This window comes from Kribbella albertanoniae (assembly GCF_004348455.1).
GTDB classification, from domain to species: domain Bacteria; phylum Actinomycetota; class Actinomycetes; order Propionibacteriales; family Kribbellaceae; genus Kribbella; species Kribbella albertanoniae.
On record NZ_SMKA01000044.1, the window covers coordinates 24765 to 39468 of the forward strand.

General features: G+C 66.8%; 14 protein-coding genes. 7 read left to right on the plus strand and 7 right to left on the minus strand.

Annotated elements, in window-relative coordinates:
* Position 1 precedes the first annotated feature (1 nt).
* From E1261_RS13155 to E1261_RS13185, 7 genes are all read right to left on the minus strand, one after another.
* Positions 2-1315 (minus strand): MFS transporter, encoded by a 1314-nt coding sequence (locus E1261_RS13155; RefSeq protein ID WP_238176186.1) that lies wholly within the window; start codon positions 1313-1315, stop codon positions 2-4.
* 104 nt (positions 1316-1419) lie between these two features.
* Positions 1420-1818, minus strand: a complete 399-nt coding sequence (locus tag E1261_RS13160; protein WP_202874661.1) for a hypothetical protein — start codon at positions 1816-1818, stop codon at positions 1420-1422.
* Positions 1819-2168: 350 nt separating this feature from the next.
* A complete protein-coding gene (locus E1261_RS13165) occupies positions 2169-4385 on the minus strand; it encodes an NADP-dependent isocitrate dehydrogenase (protein WP_132406292.1) in 2217 nt (738 codons plus the stop codon).
* A gap of 52 nt (positions 4386-4437) precedes the next feature.
* Positions 4438-5109, minus strand: a complete 672-nt coding sequence (locus E1261_RS13170) for a pentapeptide repeat-containing protein (RefSeq protein ID WP_238176187.1) — start codon at positions 5107-5109, stop codon at positions 4438-4440.
* Positions 5110-5282: 173 nt separating this feature from the next.
* Positions 5283-6125 (minus strand): ROK family protein, encoded by an 843-nt coding sequence (locus tag E1261_RS13175; RefSeq protein WP_132406294.1) that lies wholly within the window; start codon positions 6123-6125, stop codon positions 5283-5285.
* Between the two features lie 36 nt (positions 6126-6161).
* Positions 6162-6899: a hypothetical protein gene (locus tag E1261_RS13180; protein WP_132406296.1), complete on the minus strand. Its 738-nt coding sequence runs from the start codon at positions 6897-6899 to the stop codon at positions 6162-6164.
* Positions 6896-7429: a SigE family RNA polymerase sigma factor gene (locus E1261_RS13185; protein ID WP_132406298.1), complete on the minus strand. Its 534-nt coding sequence runs from the start codon at positions 7427-7429 to the stop codon at positions 6896-6898. The genes E1261_RS13180 and E1261_RS13185 overlap by 4 nt, the downstream gene beginning before the upstream one ends.
* 77 nt (positions 7430-7506) lie before the next feature.
* On the opposite strand from E1261_RS13185, the gene E1261_RS13190 reads away from it, so the two are divergent.
* The 7 genes from E1261_RS13190 (at position 7507) to E1261_RS13220 (ending at position 14159) form a co-directional block, all read left to right on the plus strand.
* Entirely contained in the window at positions 7507-8340 is an 834-nt protein-coding gene (locus tag E1261_RS13190) for an alpha/beta fold hydrolase (RefSeq protein WP_132406300.1), read from the plus strand.
* 61 nt (positions 8341-8401) lie between these two features.
* Entirely contained in the window at positions 8402-8932 is a 531-nt protein-coding gene (locus tag E1261_RS13195; protein ID WP_132406302.1) for a hypothetical protein, read from the plus strand.
* A gap of 59 nt (positions 8933-8991) precedes the next feature.
* Positions 8992-9672 carry a YcnI family copper-binding membrane protein gene (locus E1261_RS13200; protein ID WP_132406304.1) on the plus strand — a complete coding sequence of 227 codons (681 nt, stop codon included), beginning with the start codon at positions 8992-8994 and terminating at the stop codon, positions 9670-9672.
* Positions 9673-9674: 2 nt separating this feature from the next.
* Positions 9675-10187: a copper resistance CopC family protein gene (locus E1261_RS13205; RefSeq protein ID WP_132406306.1), complete on the plus strand. Its 513-nt coding sequence runs from the start codon at positions 9675-9677 to the stop codon at positions 10185-10187.
* Positions 10188-10273: 86 nt separating this feature from the next.
* A complete protein-coding gene (locus E1261_RS13210) occupies positions 10274-11254 on the plus strand; it encodes a copper resistance D family protein (protein ID WP_238176188.1) in 981 nt (326 codons plus the stop codon).
* A gap of 46 nt (positions 11255-11300) precedes the next feature.
* A complete protein-coding gene (locus tag E1261_RS13215; protein ID WP_132406308.1) occupies positions 11301-11807 on the plus strand; it encodes a MarR family winged helix-turn-helix transcriptional regulator in 507 nt (168 codons plus the stop codon).
* A gap of 123 nt (positions 11808-11930) precedes the next feature.
* Positions 11931-14159 (plus strand): discoidin domain-containing protein, encoded by a 2229-nt coding sequence (locus E1261_RS13220; protein WP_132406310.1) that lies wholly within the window; start codon positions 11931-11933, stop codon positions 14157-14159.
* The last annotated feature ends 545 nt before the right edge of the window (positions 14160-14704 follow it).

Sequence of the window (14704 nt, forward strand, 5' to 3'; positions counted from 1 at the left end):
GTCATTGTGCCGTCGGCGTCCGCGGCCGGCCCACCGGGCGCGCAGTGGAGTGCTGAGCCTTCATCCGACCGCGCGTTTCGGACATGGTCAGGTAGACGATCAGGCTGACCAGCGCGCAGCCGCTCACGTAGTAGTAGAACGACGACTCGTGCCCGGCGTCCTTGAGCCACAGCGCGACGTACTCCGCCGTACCGCCGAAGAGCGCCACCGTGACGCCGTACGGCATGCCGACGCCGAGTGCGCGGATCGCCGTCGGGAACAGCTCGGCCTTCACGATCGCGTTGATCGAGGTGTACCCGCTGACGATCACCAGCCCGGCCAGCATCAGCAGGAACGCGGTCACCGGTGTCGCATCCTCGAGGGCGGTGAGGATGGGCACGGTGAGCAGCGTGGCGCCGATGCCGAAGAAGATCAGCAGCGGCCGGCGGCCGACCTTGTCCGAGAGCATCCCGCCGAGCGGCTGGAGCATCACGAAGATCAGCAGGGCAAGGAAGTTGATCCAGGTGACCTGCGACTTCTCCAGCCCGGTCGTGTTCACCATGAACTTCTGCAGGTACGTCGTGAACGTGTAGAACGCGACCGTGCCACCGAGCGTCAGCCCCACGACCGTGAGCACCGCGCGCGGGTGCTTGGCCAGCTCCCGCAGCGAACCCTGCTTGAAGGCGCGGTTCTTCGGCTGGGCTTCGAACTCGGCCGACTCGTCCATCGTCCGCCGCAACCAGAACACGATCACCGCGGCCACGGCTCCGATTACGAACGGGATCCGCCAGCCCCAGGCCGCCAGGTCCTCCTTCGACAGCGTCTGCTGCAACGCGATCTGTACGGCGAGCGCCACCAGCTGACCGGAGGCCAGCGTCACGTACTGGAAGCTGGAGAAGAACCCGCGCCGGCTGTCGGTCGCGACCTCGGACATGTACGTCGCCGAGGTCCCGTACTCACCACCCACCGACAGGCCCTGCAGCAACCGTGCTGTCACCAGCAGCACCGGAGCGGCAAGACCGATGGACGCGAACCCCGGCGTACAGGCGATCACCAGCGAGCCGGTCGCCATCAGGGTCACCGACAAAGTCAGAGCGGCCCGCCTGCCGTGCCGATCGGCGTACCGGCCGAGCAGGAAGCTGCCCACCGGCCGCATCAGGAAGCCGACCGCGAACACACCCGCGGTGTTCAGCAGTTGGCTGGTCGCGTCGCCCTTGGGGAAGAAGACCGGGGCGAAGTACAACGCGAACGCCGTGTAGACGTACCAGTCGTACCACTCGACCAGGTTGCCCATTGAGCCTTTGAAGATGTTGCTGACGACTCGCCGTGAATCCACGATGCCTCCTCGAACATGAAGTTGCCGCCACTCTCCGGGCAACGGAAAGTGGCGGCAACAGCACTCAAGGCATCCTTAGCTCGCCTTAAGAAGAGCAACAGCAGTCATTTGCTGCCGAACTCCTGATAGGTCAGCTTGACCTGCTCGATCCAGAAGCGATCTCTGGTTGCCGCACTCGCATGCTTCTCAAGCAGACCTAGTTGCACGGCCAACTTGTAGAAGCCGGGCCCGGCATCGTTCGCGCCGAGATACTGCACCAAAGCGGACAGCATGACGCCGCTGTTCCCACGAGTGTTGTCGACGATCTCGCCGAGCAGTTGCCCGATGGCCGCTCGCTCCGGTTGCTGATCGAAGTCGAACCGGCGGAGGCCGGTTCGCTGGGCCAGCACGGCATTGAACTCCGTGTACGAGGTTGGTCTACCCAGCTGAGCCAGCTCGATGAGAAATCGTTGGCCTTCCTTGACCATCAGATCCCAGTCCTCATCCTCACGTCCGTATCTCATTCAACATCCCCCCTTCGAGTTACCGAGAGTAGTTGGCAAGCAAGTCCCTTCGTAAGACCTCAGAGCATGCGAACGCCCGGCTCCCCGAAGGATGCCGGGCTGCGGCATTCTCCTCACACTCGAGGCAGGGCTGCTGGTTGTGGCGTATCGGCTGAAGGCACCCTGCTGAATGGGTGACCCGGGGAGGGGGCGGACCGCCCACACTCACCAACTCCGCGCGGTGAGCTGGGTTCACGCTCAGCACGACCGGCCCAGATCGGCCAGGAGCGGGTTGGTGAGTGGCGGAGGTCCGCTCCGGCATGCAAAAGCCCGGCTCCCCGAAGGATGCCGGGCTCTTGCTGGACGGATTCTTACAAAGAGGCGAGCGCGTCGTTCCAGGTCTTCGAGGGGCGCATGATCGCAGCGGCCTTGGCCGGGTCGGGCTGGTAGTAGCCGCCGAGGTCGGCGGGCGAGCCCTGTACGGCGATCAGTTCGTCGACGATGGTCTGCTCGTTGGCAGCCAGGGTCTCTGCGTGCTTGGTGAACAGGGCGGCGAGCTCGGTGTCGTCCGTCTGCGCGGCCAGCTCCTGCGCCCAGTACAGGGACAGGAAGAAGTGGCTGCCGCGGTTGTCGATCCCGCCGACGCGACGGGTCGGCGACTTGTCCTCGTTCAGGAAGGTCGCGGTGGCCCGGTCGAGGGTGTCGGCGAGGATCTGCGCCTTGGCGTTGCCGGTCGCCTGGGCCAGGTGCTCGAAGCTCGCGGCCAGGGCGAAGAATTCACCCAGGCTGTCCCAGCGCAGGTAGTTCTCCTTGACCAGCTGCTGCACGTGCTTCGGCGCCGAGCCGCCCGCGCCGGTCTCGAACAGACCGCCACCGGCCATCAGCGGGACGACGGACAGCATCTTCGCGCTGGTCCCCAGCTCGAGGATCGGGAACAGGTCGGTCAGGTAGTCACGCAGCACGTTGCCGGTCACCGAGATGGTGTTCTCGCCGCGGCGGATCCGGTCCAGCGAGACCTTGATCGCCTCCACCGGCGCCAGGATCTTCAGGTCCAGGCCCTCGGTGTCGTGCTCGGTCAGGTACTTGGTGACCTTGGTGATGATCTGAGCGTCGTGGGCGCGGGTCTCGTCCAGCCAGAAGACCGCCGGGTCGCCGGTCGCGCGGGCCCGGGTGACGGCCAGCTTCACCCAGTCGCGGATCGGGTCGTCCTTGGTCTGGCAGGCGCGGAAGATGTCGCCGGCCTCGACGTCCTGCTCCAGTACGACGTTTCCGTCGGCGTCGACCAACCGCACCGAACCGGCGGCCGCGAGCTCGAAGGTCTTGTCGTGCGAGCCGTATTCCTCGGCCTTCTGGGCCATCAGACCGACGTTCGGCACCGAGCCCATCGTGGCCGGGTCGAAGGCGCCGTGCTCACGGCAGTCGTCCAGGACGACCTGGTAGATGCCGGCGTAGCTGCTGTCCGGCAGTACGGCGAGGGTGTCGGCCTCGGCGCCGTCCGGCCCCCACATGTGGCCCGAGCTGCGGATCATGGCCGGCATCGAGGCGTCCACGATCACGTCGGACGGCACGTGCAGGTTGGTGATGCCCTTGTCGGAGTCGACCATCGCGAGCTTCGGTCCGTCGGCGAGCTCGGCGTCGAACGAGGCCTTGATCGCGTCACCCTCGGGGAGGTTCGCCAGGCCGGCCAGGATGCCGCCGAGACCGTCGTTCGGAGTCAGGCCGGCCTTCGCCAGCGTCTCGCCGTACTGAGCGAAGGTCTTCGGGAAGAAGGCGCGGACCGCGTGGCCGAAGACGATCGGGTCGGAGACCTTCATCATCGTGGCCTTCAGGTGCAGCGAGAACAGGACGTCGTCCGCCTTCGCCTGGGCGACCTTGGCGGTCAGGAACTCGCGCAGCGCGGCCACGTGCATGACGGACGAGTCGACGACCTCACCGGCCAGGACCGGGACCGACTCGCGCAGTACCGTCGTCGTACCGTCGGCGGCGACGTGCTCGATCCGCAGCGAACCGTCGGCCTCGATCACGGTCGACTTCTCGGTGGAACGGAAGTCGTTCTCACCCATGGTGGCGACGTTGGTCTTGGAGTCCGAGCTCCAGGCGCCCATCCGGTGCGGGTGGGTCTTGGCGTAGTTCTTGACCGAGGCAGGGGCGCGGCGGTCGGAGTTGCCCTCGCGCAGCACCGGGTTGACCGCGGAGCCCTTGACCTTGTCGTAGCGCGCCTGGATCTCGCGCTCCTCGTCGGTCTTCGGCTCGTCCGGGTAGTCCGGCAGCGCGTAGCCCTGGGCCTGCAGCTCGGTGATCGCGGTCTTCAGCTGCGGGATCGAGGCGGAGACGTTCGGCAGCTTGATGATGTTGGCTTCCGGCGTCTTGGCCAGTTCACCGAGCTCGGCCAGCGCGTCCGCGATCCGCTGGTCCTCGGTCAGGAACTCGCCGAAGAGGGCGATGATCCGGCCCGCCAGCGAGATGTCGCGGGTCTCGACCCCGACACCGGCCTGCCCGGCGTACGCCTGGATCACGGGAAGGAACGAGTACGTCGCCAGCGCGGGCGCCTCGTCGGTGTGGGTGTAGATGATCGTCGAGTCAGTCACAGCCCCCACCTTAATGGGCGCTCAGTCCGGGTCTGCCTGCACGTGGGCAGGCTCACTCCACCTCATCTGGGTGGGTGAGCGTGATTCCGGCTGCGGTGGTGACTGCGGTGGCGAAAGTCAGGGTGTCGATGGGGGAGGAGGCGGCCACGGTGGCGCCGGCCAGGAAGGACAGCCCCTTGGCGCCGTCCCAGGTGCAGTCCACGAAGAGCGCTCCGGCGGCCTTGACCTGGGAGAACTCCGCTCCGCTCAGATCACACTGCCGGAAGACCGCGCCGCTCAGGTCCGCCGACACGAAGTCCGCGTTCTGCAGCCGGCAGTCGGACAGCTCGACCTTCTGGAACTTCGCGAACCGGAACGACGCGTAGTCGAGCAGGCTGTCCCGCACTGTCGTGTGCTGCAGGCTCATCCCCGGTCCCGCGAACCCGGTCATCCGCGAGGAGACGATCGCGACCCGCGTCACCGCCGCATCCGACCACCGGGCGTTCGCCACATCACAGTGCAGCAGCTCGCTGTCCACCAGAATCAGCTTCTCCAGATCCGACCCGGCCAGCTTGCTCCGCGTCAGCCGGCACCCCCCGATCTCCAGATGCTCGGCCTCCAGATCGCTCAGATCCACATCCTCCAACCCCAGATCCAGCAACCGAGTCTCATCCTCGATCTCCGTGGGCAGAATCGAATCCAACTGAGCCCGCACCCGAGGTCCGGCAATCTTCCGAGCAGCCATCCCCGGACCCTAACCGCCCCCACCGACACCCCATCCGCAGTTGATGGGTTGACCCACGAGGTTGTGGGTTCTGTACTCGCATGCGGGTGCAGAACCCACCATCTGATGGGGGAACCCATCAGATGGCGGCCGCCGTGGCCGGCGCCCACCAGACGTTTCCCGAATGGGGCTGGTCAGGGGGTGCGGAGGGAGTGGGCGGCGGTGCCGATGATGGCGGCGTGTTCGGTGTCTGGGGTGGCTACGACGTCGAAGGGGAAGACGTCGTGGACCAGGTCGAAGGCGCCGGAGATGGAACCGCCCAGGACCGTGCGGGTTACCTGGAAGCGGTCGATCCAGGGGGTTAGGGCCTCGGCCAGTACGGCGAAGCCGTCGCGGAGGGATTCGGAGGCGGCCTGTTCGCCGGCGCGGGCGCGGTCGGCGACCTCCTTCACGCCGAGGCCGGGCTCGTCGGAGCCGGTGCGGGCGAAGTAGCGCTGCAGCAGGGCGCGGCCGGAGATCGAGTCCTCCAGCGGGCGTCCGTCGTAGTCGGTGCGGTAGAGCTCACCGCCGGGCGGGACAGTGCCGCCCTCACGAACCACGTGACCGTCCGCGAGGAACGCCGTACCGATGCCTGTCCCGACTGTGACGCCTGCGCAGCGCTCGATGCCGCGGGTCAGGCCGGCCGTCCACTCACCGACGGCGAAGGCCTCGGCGTCGTTCACGAACACCAGCCGGTCCAGGTCGAGCTCGGTGCGCAATGCGTCGCCGAGGGGGAAGCCGTAGAGCGCGTCGAACTTCGTCTGCCCCTGGTACCAGCCCACGCCGGTGCCGTAGTCGAACGGCCCGGGGATCGCGATCGCCAGCCCGTCGAGCGTCGGCAGCTTGCGGGCGGCTGCTGCCAGCTGCCCGACCACCGCCTCGGCCGCCTGCTGGGAAGCCAGATCGATCCGATCCACCACTTCGACCCGCCACCCGTCCGGCGCTACCACCGCCGCGGTGACGTGACTTCCCCCGACCTCCAGAACCGGCACATGCATGCCGCCATCATCCCTGACATCGGATGTCTGGCGCGATCACCAGGTCCCGAAGCTGATCATGTACCCGTTCGGCTGGTACGACGCCACGCTCACCTCGGGCTGCGGCCCGGGCCACGGGGCGTGCTGGACGGTCCGGTAGAGGTAGTACGTGCCGGTGATGCCGGCTTCACCGACCGAAGCGGTCGCGGCGGAGTCGGCGAACCTGGTGTTGAGGGTCGAGGGGAGGAGCCGCTCGCCGACGCCGCCGACGGCGACCAGAACCGTCCCGCCGTCGCTGACGTAGGTCCGGCCGGCCACCGTGACCACCCTGGTCTTGGTGTCGATCGGGGTCACCCGGACGACGATCCCCTTCTGCTGGGCGAGCGGGAGGAATCCGACCGGTACGTCGGGCTGGGTGACGCAGTACGCCACCTGGCCCGGGTCGTCAGGGTCACGTCGCAAGGACGCGGAGCCGTAGTCGTCGATCGCATTCCTGACCTCCGGCCAGGTCCAGGATTCCTTCCCCAGCCGGCGACCGCTCGACGTGTCGCACTGCTTGTAGGCGTCCTGCGGCCGGCTCGGCAGACCGGCAACCGGGGCCTCGCGCTCCTGCAGGACCAGGCTGGTCCCGGCGGTCAGCACGACGAGCACCGTCAGCAAAGTGGCCGCGACCCCGAGGGTGCGAACCCGGCTGCGGCGGCGGCCGGCGGCCAGGATCGCCTCCGGATCCAGCGTGAAGTAGTTGTCGGCGCGATCGCTCTCGCGCTCCATCAGGGCCTTGAGTTCCTTGGTCATGTCAGCCTCCCAACCCCGGCGAGTTCGGAGAAATGGGCCAGTGCGGGATTTTCGCGCAGCTTCTCCAGCGCACGCAGGGTCTGGCTCTTGACTGTTCCGGGACGACAGTCGAGGGCCAGGGCGGTCTCTTCGACGGACAGTTCGTCGAAGTACCGCAGTACGACGCATGCACGCTGGCGGGGTGGCAGGGAGGCGAGAGCCTGGGTGATCACGAGCCTGTTCTCCAGTACGCCGAGGGGGTCGGAGGTGTCCTGCTCAGCCGTGAAGTAGGTGTCACCGCCGACCACCTCCTGACTGGATTTGCGGCGCAGCCCGTCCATGGTGGTTGAGACGACCACCTTGCGGGCGTACGCGCCGACGCTGCCCTTGCGCTGGATACGGCCCCAGATCCGGTACAGCCGGATCAGTGCTTCCTGGGTCGCGTCCTCGGCCCGCCGCCAGTCCCCGCACAGCAGGTAGGCGGTCCGGCACAGAGCGTTGGCTTGATGGCGCACGAAGTCCACGTAGTCCTGCTCGTCAGCACTTCTCATGCTCTGCCTTCCCCACCCATAAGCACGAAACGTGGTGGGCGGCCACGCAGGTTGCACGATGCGGCACACTTTCTTCTGTGCCTGAATTCATGGTCGACGGCGTGCGGGTCACTTATCACGTCCACGGGACCGGACCGGTCTGTATTGCCCATTCGGGCGGACCTGGTGTCCACTGGCCGTACCTGCGGATGCCGTACCTCGAGGACCGGCTGACGATGGTCTACCTCGAGCCGGTCGGCACGGGGAGTTCCGACCTGCTGCCGGGCGGCAACTACTCGGTGCAGGTCTACGCGTCGTTCGTCGACAAACTGGCCGAGCACCTCGGGGAGTCCAAGGTCTTCCTGCTCGGGCATTCGCACGGCGGATTCGTGGCGCTGCAGACCGCGCTGGACTTCCCCGAGCGGCTGAACGGCGTGATCGTCTACGACTCGATGGCGTTCAGCGGGCCGGAGCTCGGCGCCCAGGCGTTCGCCAACATCGAGAAGTACGTCGCCTCCCGGCCGGAGGGTGATGCCCTGGCCGCTCAGGTGCTGGCCGCGTGGAATGAATCACCGCGCGGGCACGACGAGGAGCTCGACGTCCTTGGGCGGCTGCTGCCGGTCTACTTCAAGGACTTCGAGGCGATCGATCCGCAGCTCACCGAGTGGAAGAAGCTGGTCGACATCACGGTCGATCCGGACCGCAAGGCCGACCAGTGGGACATCCGCCCGCGGCTGGGCGAGATCGCCGTACCGACGCTGGTGATCGTCGGGGTCGCGGACTTCATCTGCCCGCTGAACTCGGCCCAGGAGCTGGCCGACGGGATCCCCGGCGCGGAGCTGGTCGTGTTGCAGGAGAGCGGGCACTTCGGTCACGTCGAGGAGCCCGGGATCTTCCGCGACGTGGTGCTGAAATTCGCCGCCACGCACTGAGCGAACCACTGCCCCCGGCTAAAACGTAGAGTTGTTTCATTAGGCCGGTGAGGGAGGACACGTGCGCGCGCAAGCCGGTACGACGTCCGTGGTCGCGGCGCTCAGTGTCGTGGTCGCGGTGGTCGGTCACGCGCTGGCGGGTGGCGGTCCGATTCCGCTCGCGATGGTGGCGCCGTTGCTGGCGTTGACGGGTGTCTGCTGGCTGCTGGGGGAGTACCTGGCGGATGAGCCGGTGCTGGTGGCCGTCGTACTGGCCGGTGTGCAGTTGTTCGTGCACGTGACGCTGGATGCGGCCCACCATCCGATGCCGATGTCGTCCGGGATGGGCGGCAGCGTGCTGATGACGTTCACGCACCTGGCCGCGTTGAGCGCTGGGGTGCTGGCGGTCGGGCGGGCTCACGAGTGGGGCCGGCGGGTGGCCGGGATCCTCGCTCGGTTGTGGCCGGTGGTTCCGGTGATCACAGTCGTGCGGGTGTCGAGCGCCGTACCGGTCGTTGTGGTGTCGGCGCCGCGGATCGTACGGCGCTGGGTCGGATCGAACGTGTCGCGGCGGGGACCGCCGGTGGTCGGAGTGGATCCAGTTCTGCTCTGACCGGCCGCGTCTTTCGTGGTCGGGTCCGCCCCGTGTGATCACGAAAGGTTCTTACTGCCATGTCCAAGAAGATTTTCTTGCGGGCCGGCGCGATTGTTGCGGCGTCCACGCTGGTGCTGGCCGGTGCGTCCGGTTCCGCGTCGGCTCATGTCACCGTGTCGTCGCCCGATGCCAAGCCCGGTGGGTACGCGAAGCTCGTCTTCCGGGTGCCGACCGAATCCGACACCACGACCACTACCAAGCTGGTCGTTTCGCTGCCGAAGGATCATCCGTTCGCGCATGTCGGTGCGCAGGTGAAGGATGGTTGGAAGGTCGAGAAGACCACCGAGAAGCTGGCTGCGCCGGTGAAGGTCGGTGATGTCACGCTGTCCGAGGCGATCACCACGGTGACCTGGACCGCGTTGAAGGGTGGGATTCCGGCGAACGACTTCGACGAGTTCGGGCTGTCGGTCGGGCGGTTGCCTGAGAAGGTGGACTCGCTGAACTTCCCGGCTGTCCAGACCTACAGCGACGGTGAGGTGGTCAAGTGGGACGCCCCGCGGACCGAGGGTGCCGAGGCGCCCGAGCACCCCGCGCCGGTGCTGAAGCTGGCCGCTGCGATCACGCCGGTCGCTGCGGCCACCGATACCGAGAAGGGTTCGTCCGATCCGCTGGCTCGTGGTCTCGGCGGCGCGGGCCTGCTGCTCGGGCTGATCGGGCTCGGCCTCGGGCTGCGGCCGCGCAAGAAGGTGCAGTCGTAGTCGTGCGCCGTCTCACCGCTCTCCTCGTCGTGTCGCTGCTGGCCCTGGTGGTCTCCACCGGGCCGGCGGCGGCGCACGCCAAACTCGAGTCGATGACACCGGCCGACGGTTCCTCGATGCCCGCCCCGCCGACCAAGGTCGTGCTCACCTTCAACGAGCCGGTCGGCAGCAACGGCACCCAGATCCAGGTCAAGTCCCCGGCCGGCGTGAACGTTGCCACCGGCAACCCCCAGGTCCTGGACAAAACCGTCACCCAGCCAGTCGGCGCCATGATCGAAGCCGGCCGCTACCAGGTAGAAGCCCGCGTGGTCTCCGCCGACGGCCACCCCATCACCGTCAGTGCCGGCTTCACCATCACCCACGCCGGCCACGCCCCCGACGCACCCCCGGTAGACCCCACCACCAACCAACCGCCCAACAACTCCAACACAGTCACAGTCGTGGCGATGTGCCTGGTGATGCTGGTCGTCGTAGCCCTCGCCATTGTGATCGTCCGCCGCCGCCCAGCCCGATGAACCACAACACAGAACCCCGACCTGGAGGGCAGGCTCCTGCGACGTCTCCTCCCTCCAATGTCCCTTCGGATCCGGAGGCGGTGGGGGTGCAATCGCGTGGCGCGCACCTGAGGGTGGTCGCCGGAGGGATTGCGGCAGGGGTCGTCGTACTGGTGGTTGCTTTGGTGCTTGCGGGTGGGGCTCCGGAACGGGCTCCTGAGGGTTTGCTGGGGGCTGGGTTGCCTTTGGGGTGGTCGGTTCCGGGGTTTCGGTTGCTGGCTGATGGCGCGGCGATCTGGGTGGCGAGCGCCGTACTGACTGCTGTTTTGTTGCTTCCGGCAAGTGATGTGGTGCGGGCTTGTCAGGATGCCGCGATCGCGGCCGGCGTCTGGGCCGTGGCGAGCATCGGCGGACTGATCGCGTCAGCCGCGGTCATCCTCGGGATCCCCGTCTCATATCTCGCCGACCATGCATCAATGGCCGGGGAGCTGATCCAAGTACGCGCACTCGCGATCTCCGTCGTACTGACCGCAGTCCTGGCCGTCGTCCTCAGCGGCGTGCGAACCGTCCGTGGCGCCCGCATCGCGCTCGGGCTGACCGCGCTGGCGCTCATCCCGCCCTTGCTGACCGGCCACGGCGCGATCGAGCGAGCGACGATCTGGTCGGTCACAGCTACCACCTCGCTCGTCCTGCACGTGTTCGCGGCAACCGCGTGGATCGGCGGACTGTTCGCCGTACTGCGCTATGCCCGCACCCGCGCCGCCGTCGAACGGTTCAGCACCCTCGCCCTCGCCTGCGCCATCACCATCGGCCTCACCGGACTACTCACAGCCGAGATCCACCTAGGCGGCCGGGACGACGGCTGGGGCTTGATCACCCAATGGGTGACGACCGGGTACGGCGCTCTCGTCTTCGCCAAGGCGATTGCCTTCGCAGCGCTCGTCTTCGTGGGTTGGCGGCACAGGCAATCCACCTTGCCGACGTTAGCCACGGGCAACCCCGCCGCATTCCGACGACTAGCGGTAGGCGAACTGATCCTGATGGCAGCCACCGTCGGCCTCGCCGTTGCCCTCTCGCGCACCCCTTGACCCGCGGACTCGGTGATATGTCAACAGATGTCCGTACACTGGTCCGATGACGGAACCACGCTGGCTGGACGCGCGCGAGGCGCAGCTGTGGCAGGCGTACCGTGACACGCAGCGTGAGTTGAACCGGGTCCTGGAAGGCCGGCTGATCAGCAACTCCGGCCTGTCCGGAGCCGACTACGCCCTGCTACACCCGCTTTCCATCGCCGAGGGTGGCGTCCTGCGGACCCGCGATCTCGGCCGCTCGGTCGGGTGGGAGCGGAGCCGGCTGTCGCACCAGGTCAGCCGGATGGAGAAGCGCGGGCTGGTCAGCCGCGAGGAATGTACGTCGGATGCCCGAGGCTCGATGGTCCGCCTGACCGACCTCGGCCGGAAGGCCGTCGAAGCGGCCGCGCCGGATCACGTCGCGGCAGTCCGGACGTACTTCTTCGACCACCTGAGCATCGACGAGCAGCAGCAGCTCACCACACTGTTCGAGCGCGTCCTGCAGGGCATCCCCACCCCGGCCTGCCCAGCCGCGGAGTGCGAAGACCCCGCCATCGACTGCACCGAATAAGCGGCTCACCCGGATGGGGGAAGCGAGGGGATCCCCCGTCTGGGGGAAGAGTTTGACGTGCGTTGAACAGGGTGCGACGGGTATGCGCCCGTGCGACGGTTGCCGGGCACGGAGGGAGTGCTCATGCGGAGAATCGCCGCCCTGGTTCTGGCAGGTGTTATCGGTACGACGGCTCTGGTCGTCCCCGCGGAAGGTGTCTCGGTCGGAGGTGCTGCGCCGAATCAGACGGTGCGGAATCTCGCGGTCGGAGCCACTGCGACCGCGAGTGACAGTCTCACCAAGTTCGAGCCTGGGAAGGCGATCGACGGCAACAGTTCGACGTACTGGGCCGCCTCGAACGGCGCGCTGCCGAAGTGGTTGCGGGTGGACCTCGGTCGCGTTCGTCAGCTGACGTCGGTCGAGCAGAGTTTCAAGGATGTGGACACCCATTCGTTCCTGATCGAAGGGAGCGTCGACGGGAACGGCTGGACGGCGTTGCTGGATCGGCGTGCGGGTGCTCGCGGTCACGTGTTCACGCAGGCGGTGACCGGTTCCTATCGGTATGTGCGGTTGACGGTCACTGGTTCGGTCGCCGGTCGCTGGGCCGGCAGTAGCGAGTTCGCCGTCAACGGGTACGACGACGAGCCGCGCAATCTCGCTCGTGGTGTGTCGGCCACGTCGTCCTCACTCGGCCCCGGCTACGAACCGTTCAAGGCGGTCGACGGCGACCCCGCGACGTACTGGGGTGCGGAGAAGCCGGATCTGCCGCAGTGGCTGATGCTTGACCTGGGCAACGATATTGCGGTCAGCCGGATCGAGCAGTCGTTCGTCGACAACGACCGCTGGAAGTTCCGGGTCGAGGGGTCGCGCGACAAGAGCAGCTGGCAAACCCTGATGGACAAGGACGAAACCGGCCGCGTCTTCGGGCAGGATGTCACTGGCACCTATCGCTACATCAAACTCACTGTGCTCGGTAGCGGCGCCGGGCACTGGGCCTGCAGTCAGGAGCTCAAGGTCTTCGGCTCCGGTGAACCGGTGACGACCAAGTGGTGGGAGGACCGCTCGGGCGTGATGCGGTTCTACCCGATCTGGCAGCAGCTTCGGCTGGATGCGATCACCGCCCAGCTCGATTCCCTGAAGGCTCGGGGGTTCCGCGCGATCGAGCTCTCACCGGTCAACGACGGCGACCGCGATCTCTGGGCCGGTCTGCCGGTGATGGACCTCTACAAGATCGACCCGGAGATCGGCACCATGCAGGACTTCGAGGAACTGCTGGCGGCTGCTCATGCACGTGGGTTGAAGGTCATCATCTTCACGAATCCCGGCTACGCGTCGGTCAACTCGCCGTACTTCCAGAAGGCCGAGGACGACTTCCGTAACGGTGTCGAGAGTGCCGAGCGTTCCTGGTTCGACATCCGCAAGCAGCCGGGGGAGTACCCGGAGAAGTGGCACTACAGCGAGCGTGCGCAGGGCTACTACTGGGGGACGTGGGACAAGAAGGCGCCGTCGTTCAACTACTCGAGTCAGGCCTGGCTCGACAAGGCCCGGCACTACCTACGATTCTGGATGGACAAGGGCGTCGACGGGATCGCGCTCGATGCGCCGAACGTCTACCACACCTCGACCGTCGAGAAGAACAACTACGCGATCACCGACGTACTCCGGAACTACGACCCGTTCATGAACGGCGAAGGTGTCCGCGAGCCCGGGTACATCTACGACTGGCACTACAACAGCCTGCAGGACTACCAGATCACCCAGTGGGGTATCCCGCCGGGCCAGGGGAGCAGCGCGATCCTCAGCGCCATCGACTCGGGTGATCCGAGCGGTCTCGAGGACACGCTGAAGAACTACCGCGACCTGATGGTGAACGCCGGCGGCATCACCCAGACCGCGCCGAACTGGGGCCGGGTGAACTATCCGGTCGAACCCAGGCTGCTGGAGATCGCGATGCTCACCTCGATGGGCACCCTGTTCTACCTGCACAACGACTACTACACGATCCTCCCGCACGAGCAGGAGATCCCCGATTGGACGCCGGAGCAGCGCGCGATGCTCGACAAGCTGATGCGCGCGCAGAACGCCTCGCCGGCGCTGGCGCCGCTGGGTCTGCGCGTCCGGATCCCGACCAACGACGACCACAAGTACTACGCCTACAAACGCCTCAACAAGGACGGTACGGCGAAGGCCCTGGTGCTGCTCAACTTCCGCAACACCGCCCAGACCATCACGGTCGACCTGACCGGCACCGGCATCGCCTCCTCCCAGACCCCGACAGATCTCGTCGAATCCAAACCAGCCCCGCCCATCACAGGCTCGACGTACCAGGTCCACCTCCCCGCCTTCGGCTTCACAATCCTCTCGGTGCAGTAGCCGGCTGGGCGGTCGGCCGAAATTTGAACGGATAACCCCCGAAATGGTCCCTTCTCCCCTGAAAATTCGAGGGGAGAAGGGGCCATTTCAATGGATACCCCTCCAGATGACAGTGGGCGAGGTGGATCCCCGGTTCGCTCAGGGAGGCGGATCCTCCCGACAAGCCGGCCCAGGTGGTGCGGGTCCCCCCGGACCGGTCTGGGGAGGAAAGTCGGCGCCGAGTGAACCCACTGTGCGCTCGCCCGCTGGGTTCACCTTGCTGCCGCTACTTGAGTGGGGCGAGTGTGTCGCTGGACTTCGATTTCCGGGGGCAAGGTCCGTTCAGTCGATGGAACGGGGCCTGGGCGGGCGCGTTGAGTGGGTTCAGTGTGCAGGGCATGGTGCGACTGCAGCGACGCTGTCCGGTGGATTTTCGTCACCGGTGACGAAAATCCACCGGCTAACGCGAAGTCCACGATCCGACCGCATCCGCGGCCCCGCGTGGGGTGGTGACGGGGAGTGATAGGGGTGGGGTGTCTCAGACACGCCGTTACGGAGAGCAGTCG

Excerpts from the sequence above, each read along its gene's own strand:
- E1261_RS13160 (WP_202874661.1), bottom strand. The coding sequence starts at position 1,818 with ATGAGATACGGACGTGAGGATGAGGACTGGGATCTGATGGTCAAGGAA.
- E1261_RS13170 (WP_238176187.1), bottom strand. The coding sequence starts at position 5,109 with ATGGCTGCTCGGAAGATTGCCGGACCTCGGGTGCGGGCTCAGTTGGAT.
- E1261_RS13175 (WP_132406294.1), bottom strand. The coding sequence starts at position 6,125 with ATGCATGTGCCGGTTCTGGAGGTCGGGGGAAGTCACGTCACCGCGGCG.
- E1261_RS13180 (WP_132406296.1), bottom strand. The coding sequence starts at position 6,899 with ATGACCAAGGAACTCAAGGCCCTGATGGAGCGCGAGAGCGATCGCGCC.
- E1261_RS13185 (WP_132406298.1), bottom strand. The coding sequence starts at position 7,429 with ATGAGAAGTGCTGACGAGCAGGACTACGTGGACTTCGTGCGCCATCAA.
- E1261_RS13200 (WP_132406304.1), top strand. The coding sequence starts at position 8,992 with ATGTCCAAGAAGATTTTCTTGCGGGCCGGCGCGATTGTTGCGGCGTCC.
- E1261_RS13215 (WP_132406308.1), top strand. The coding sequence starts at position 11,301 with ATGACGGAACCACGCTGGCTGGACGCGCGCGAGGCGCAGCTGTGGCAG.
- E1261_RS13220 (WP_132406310.1), top strand. The coding sequence starts at position 11,931 with ATGCGGAGAATCGCCGCCCTGGTTCTGGCAGGTGTTATCGGTACGACG.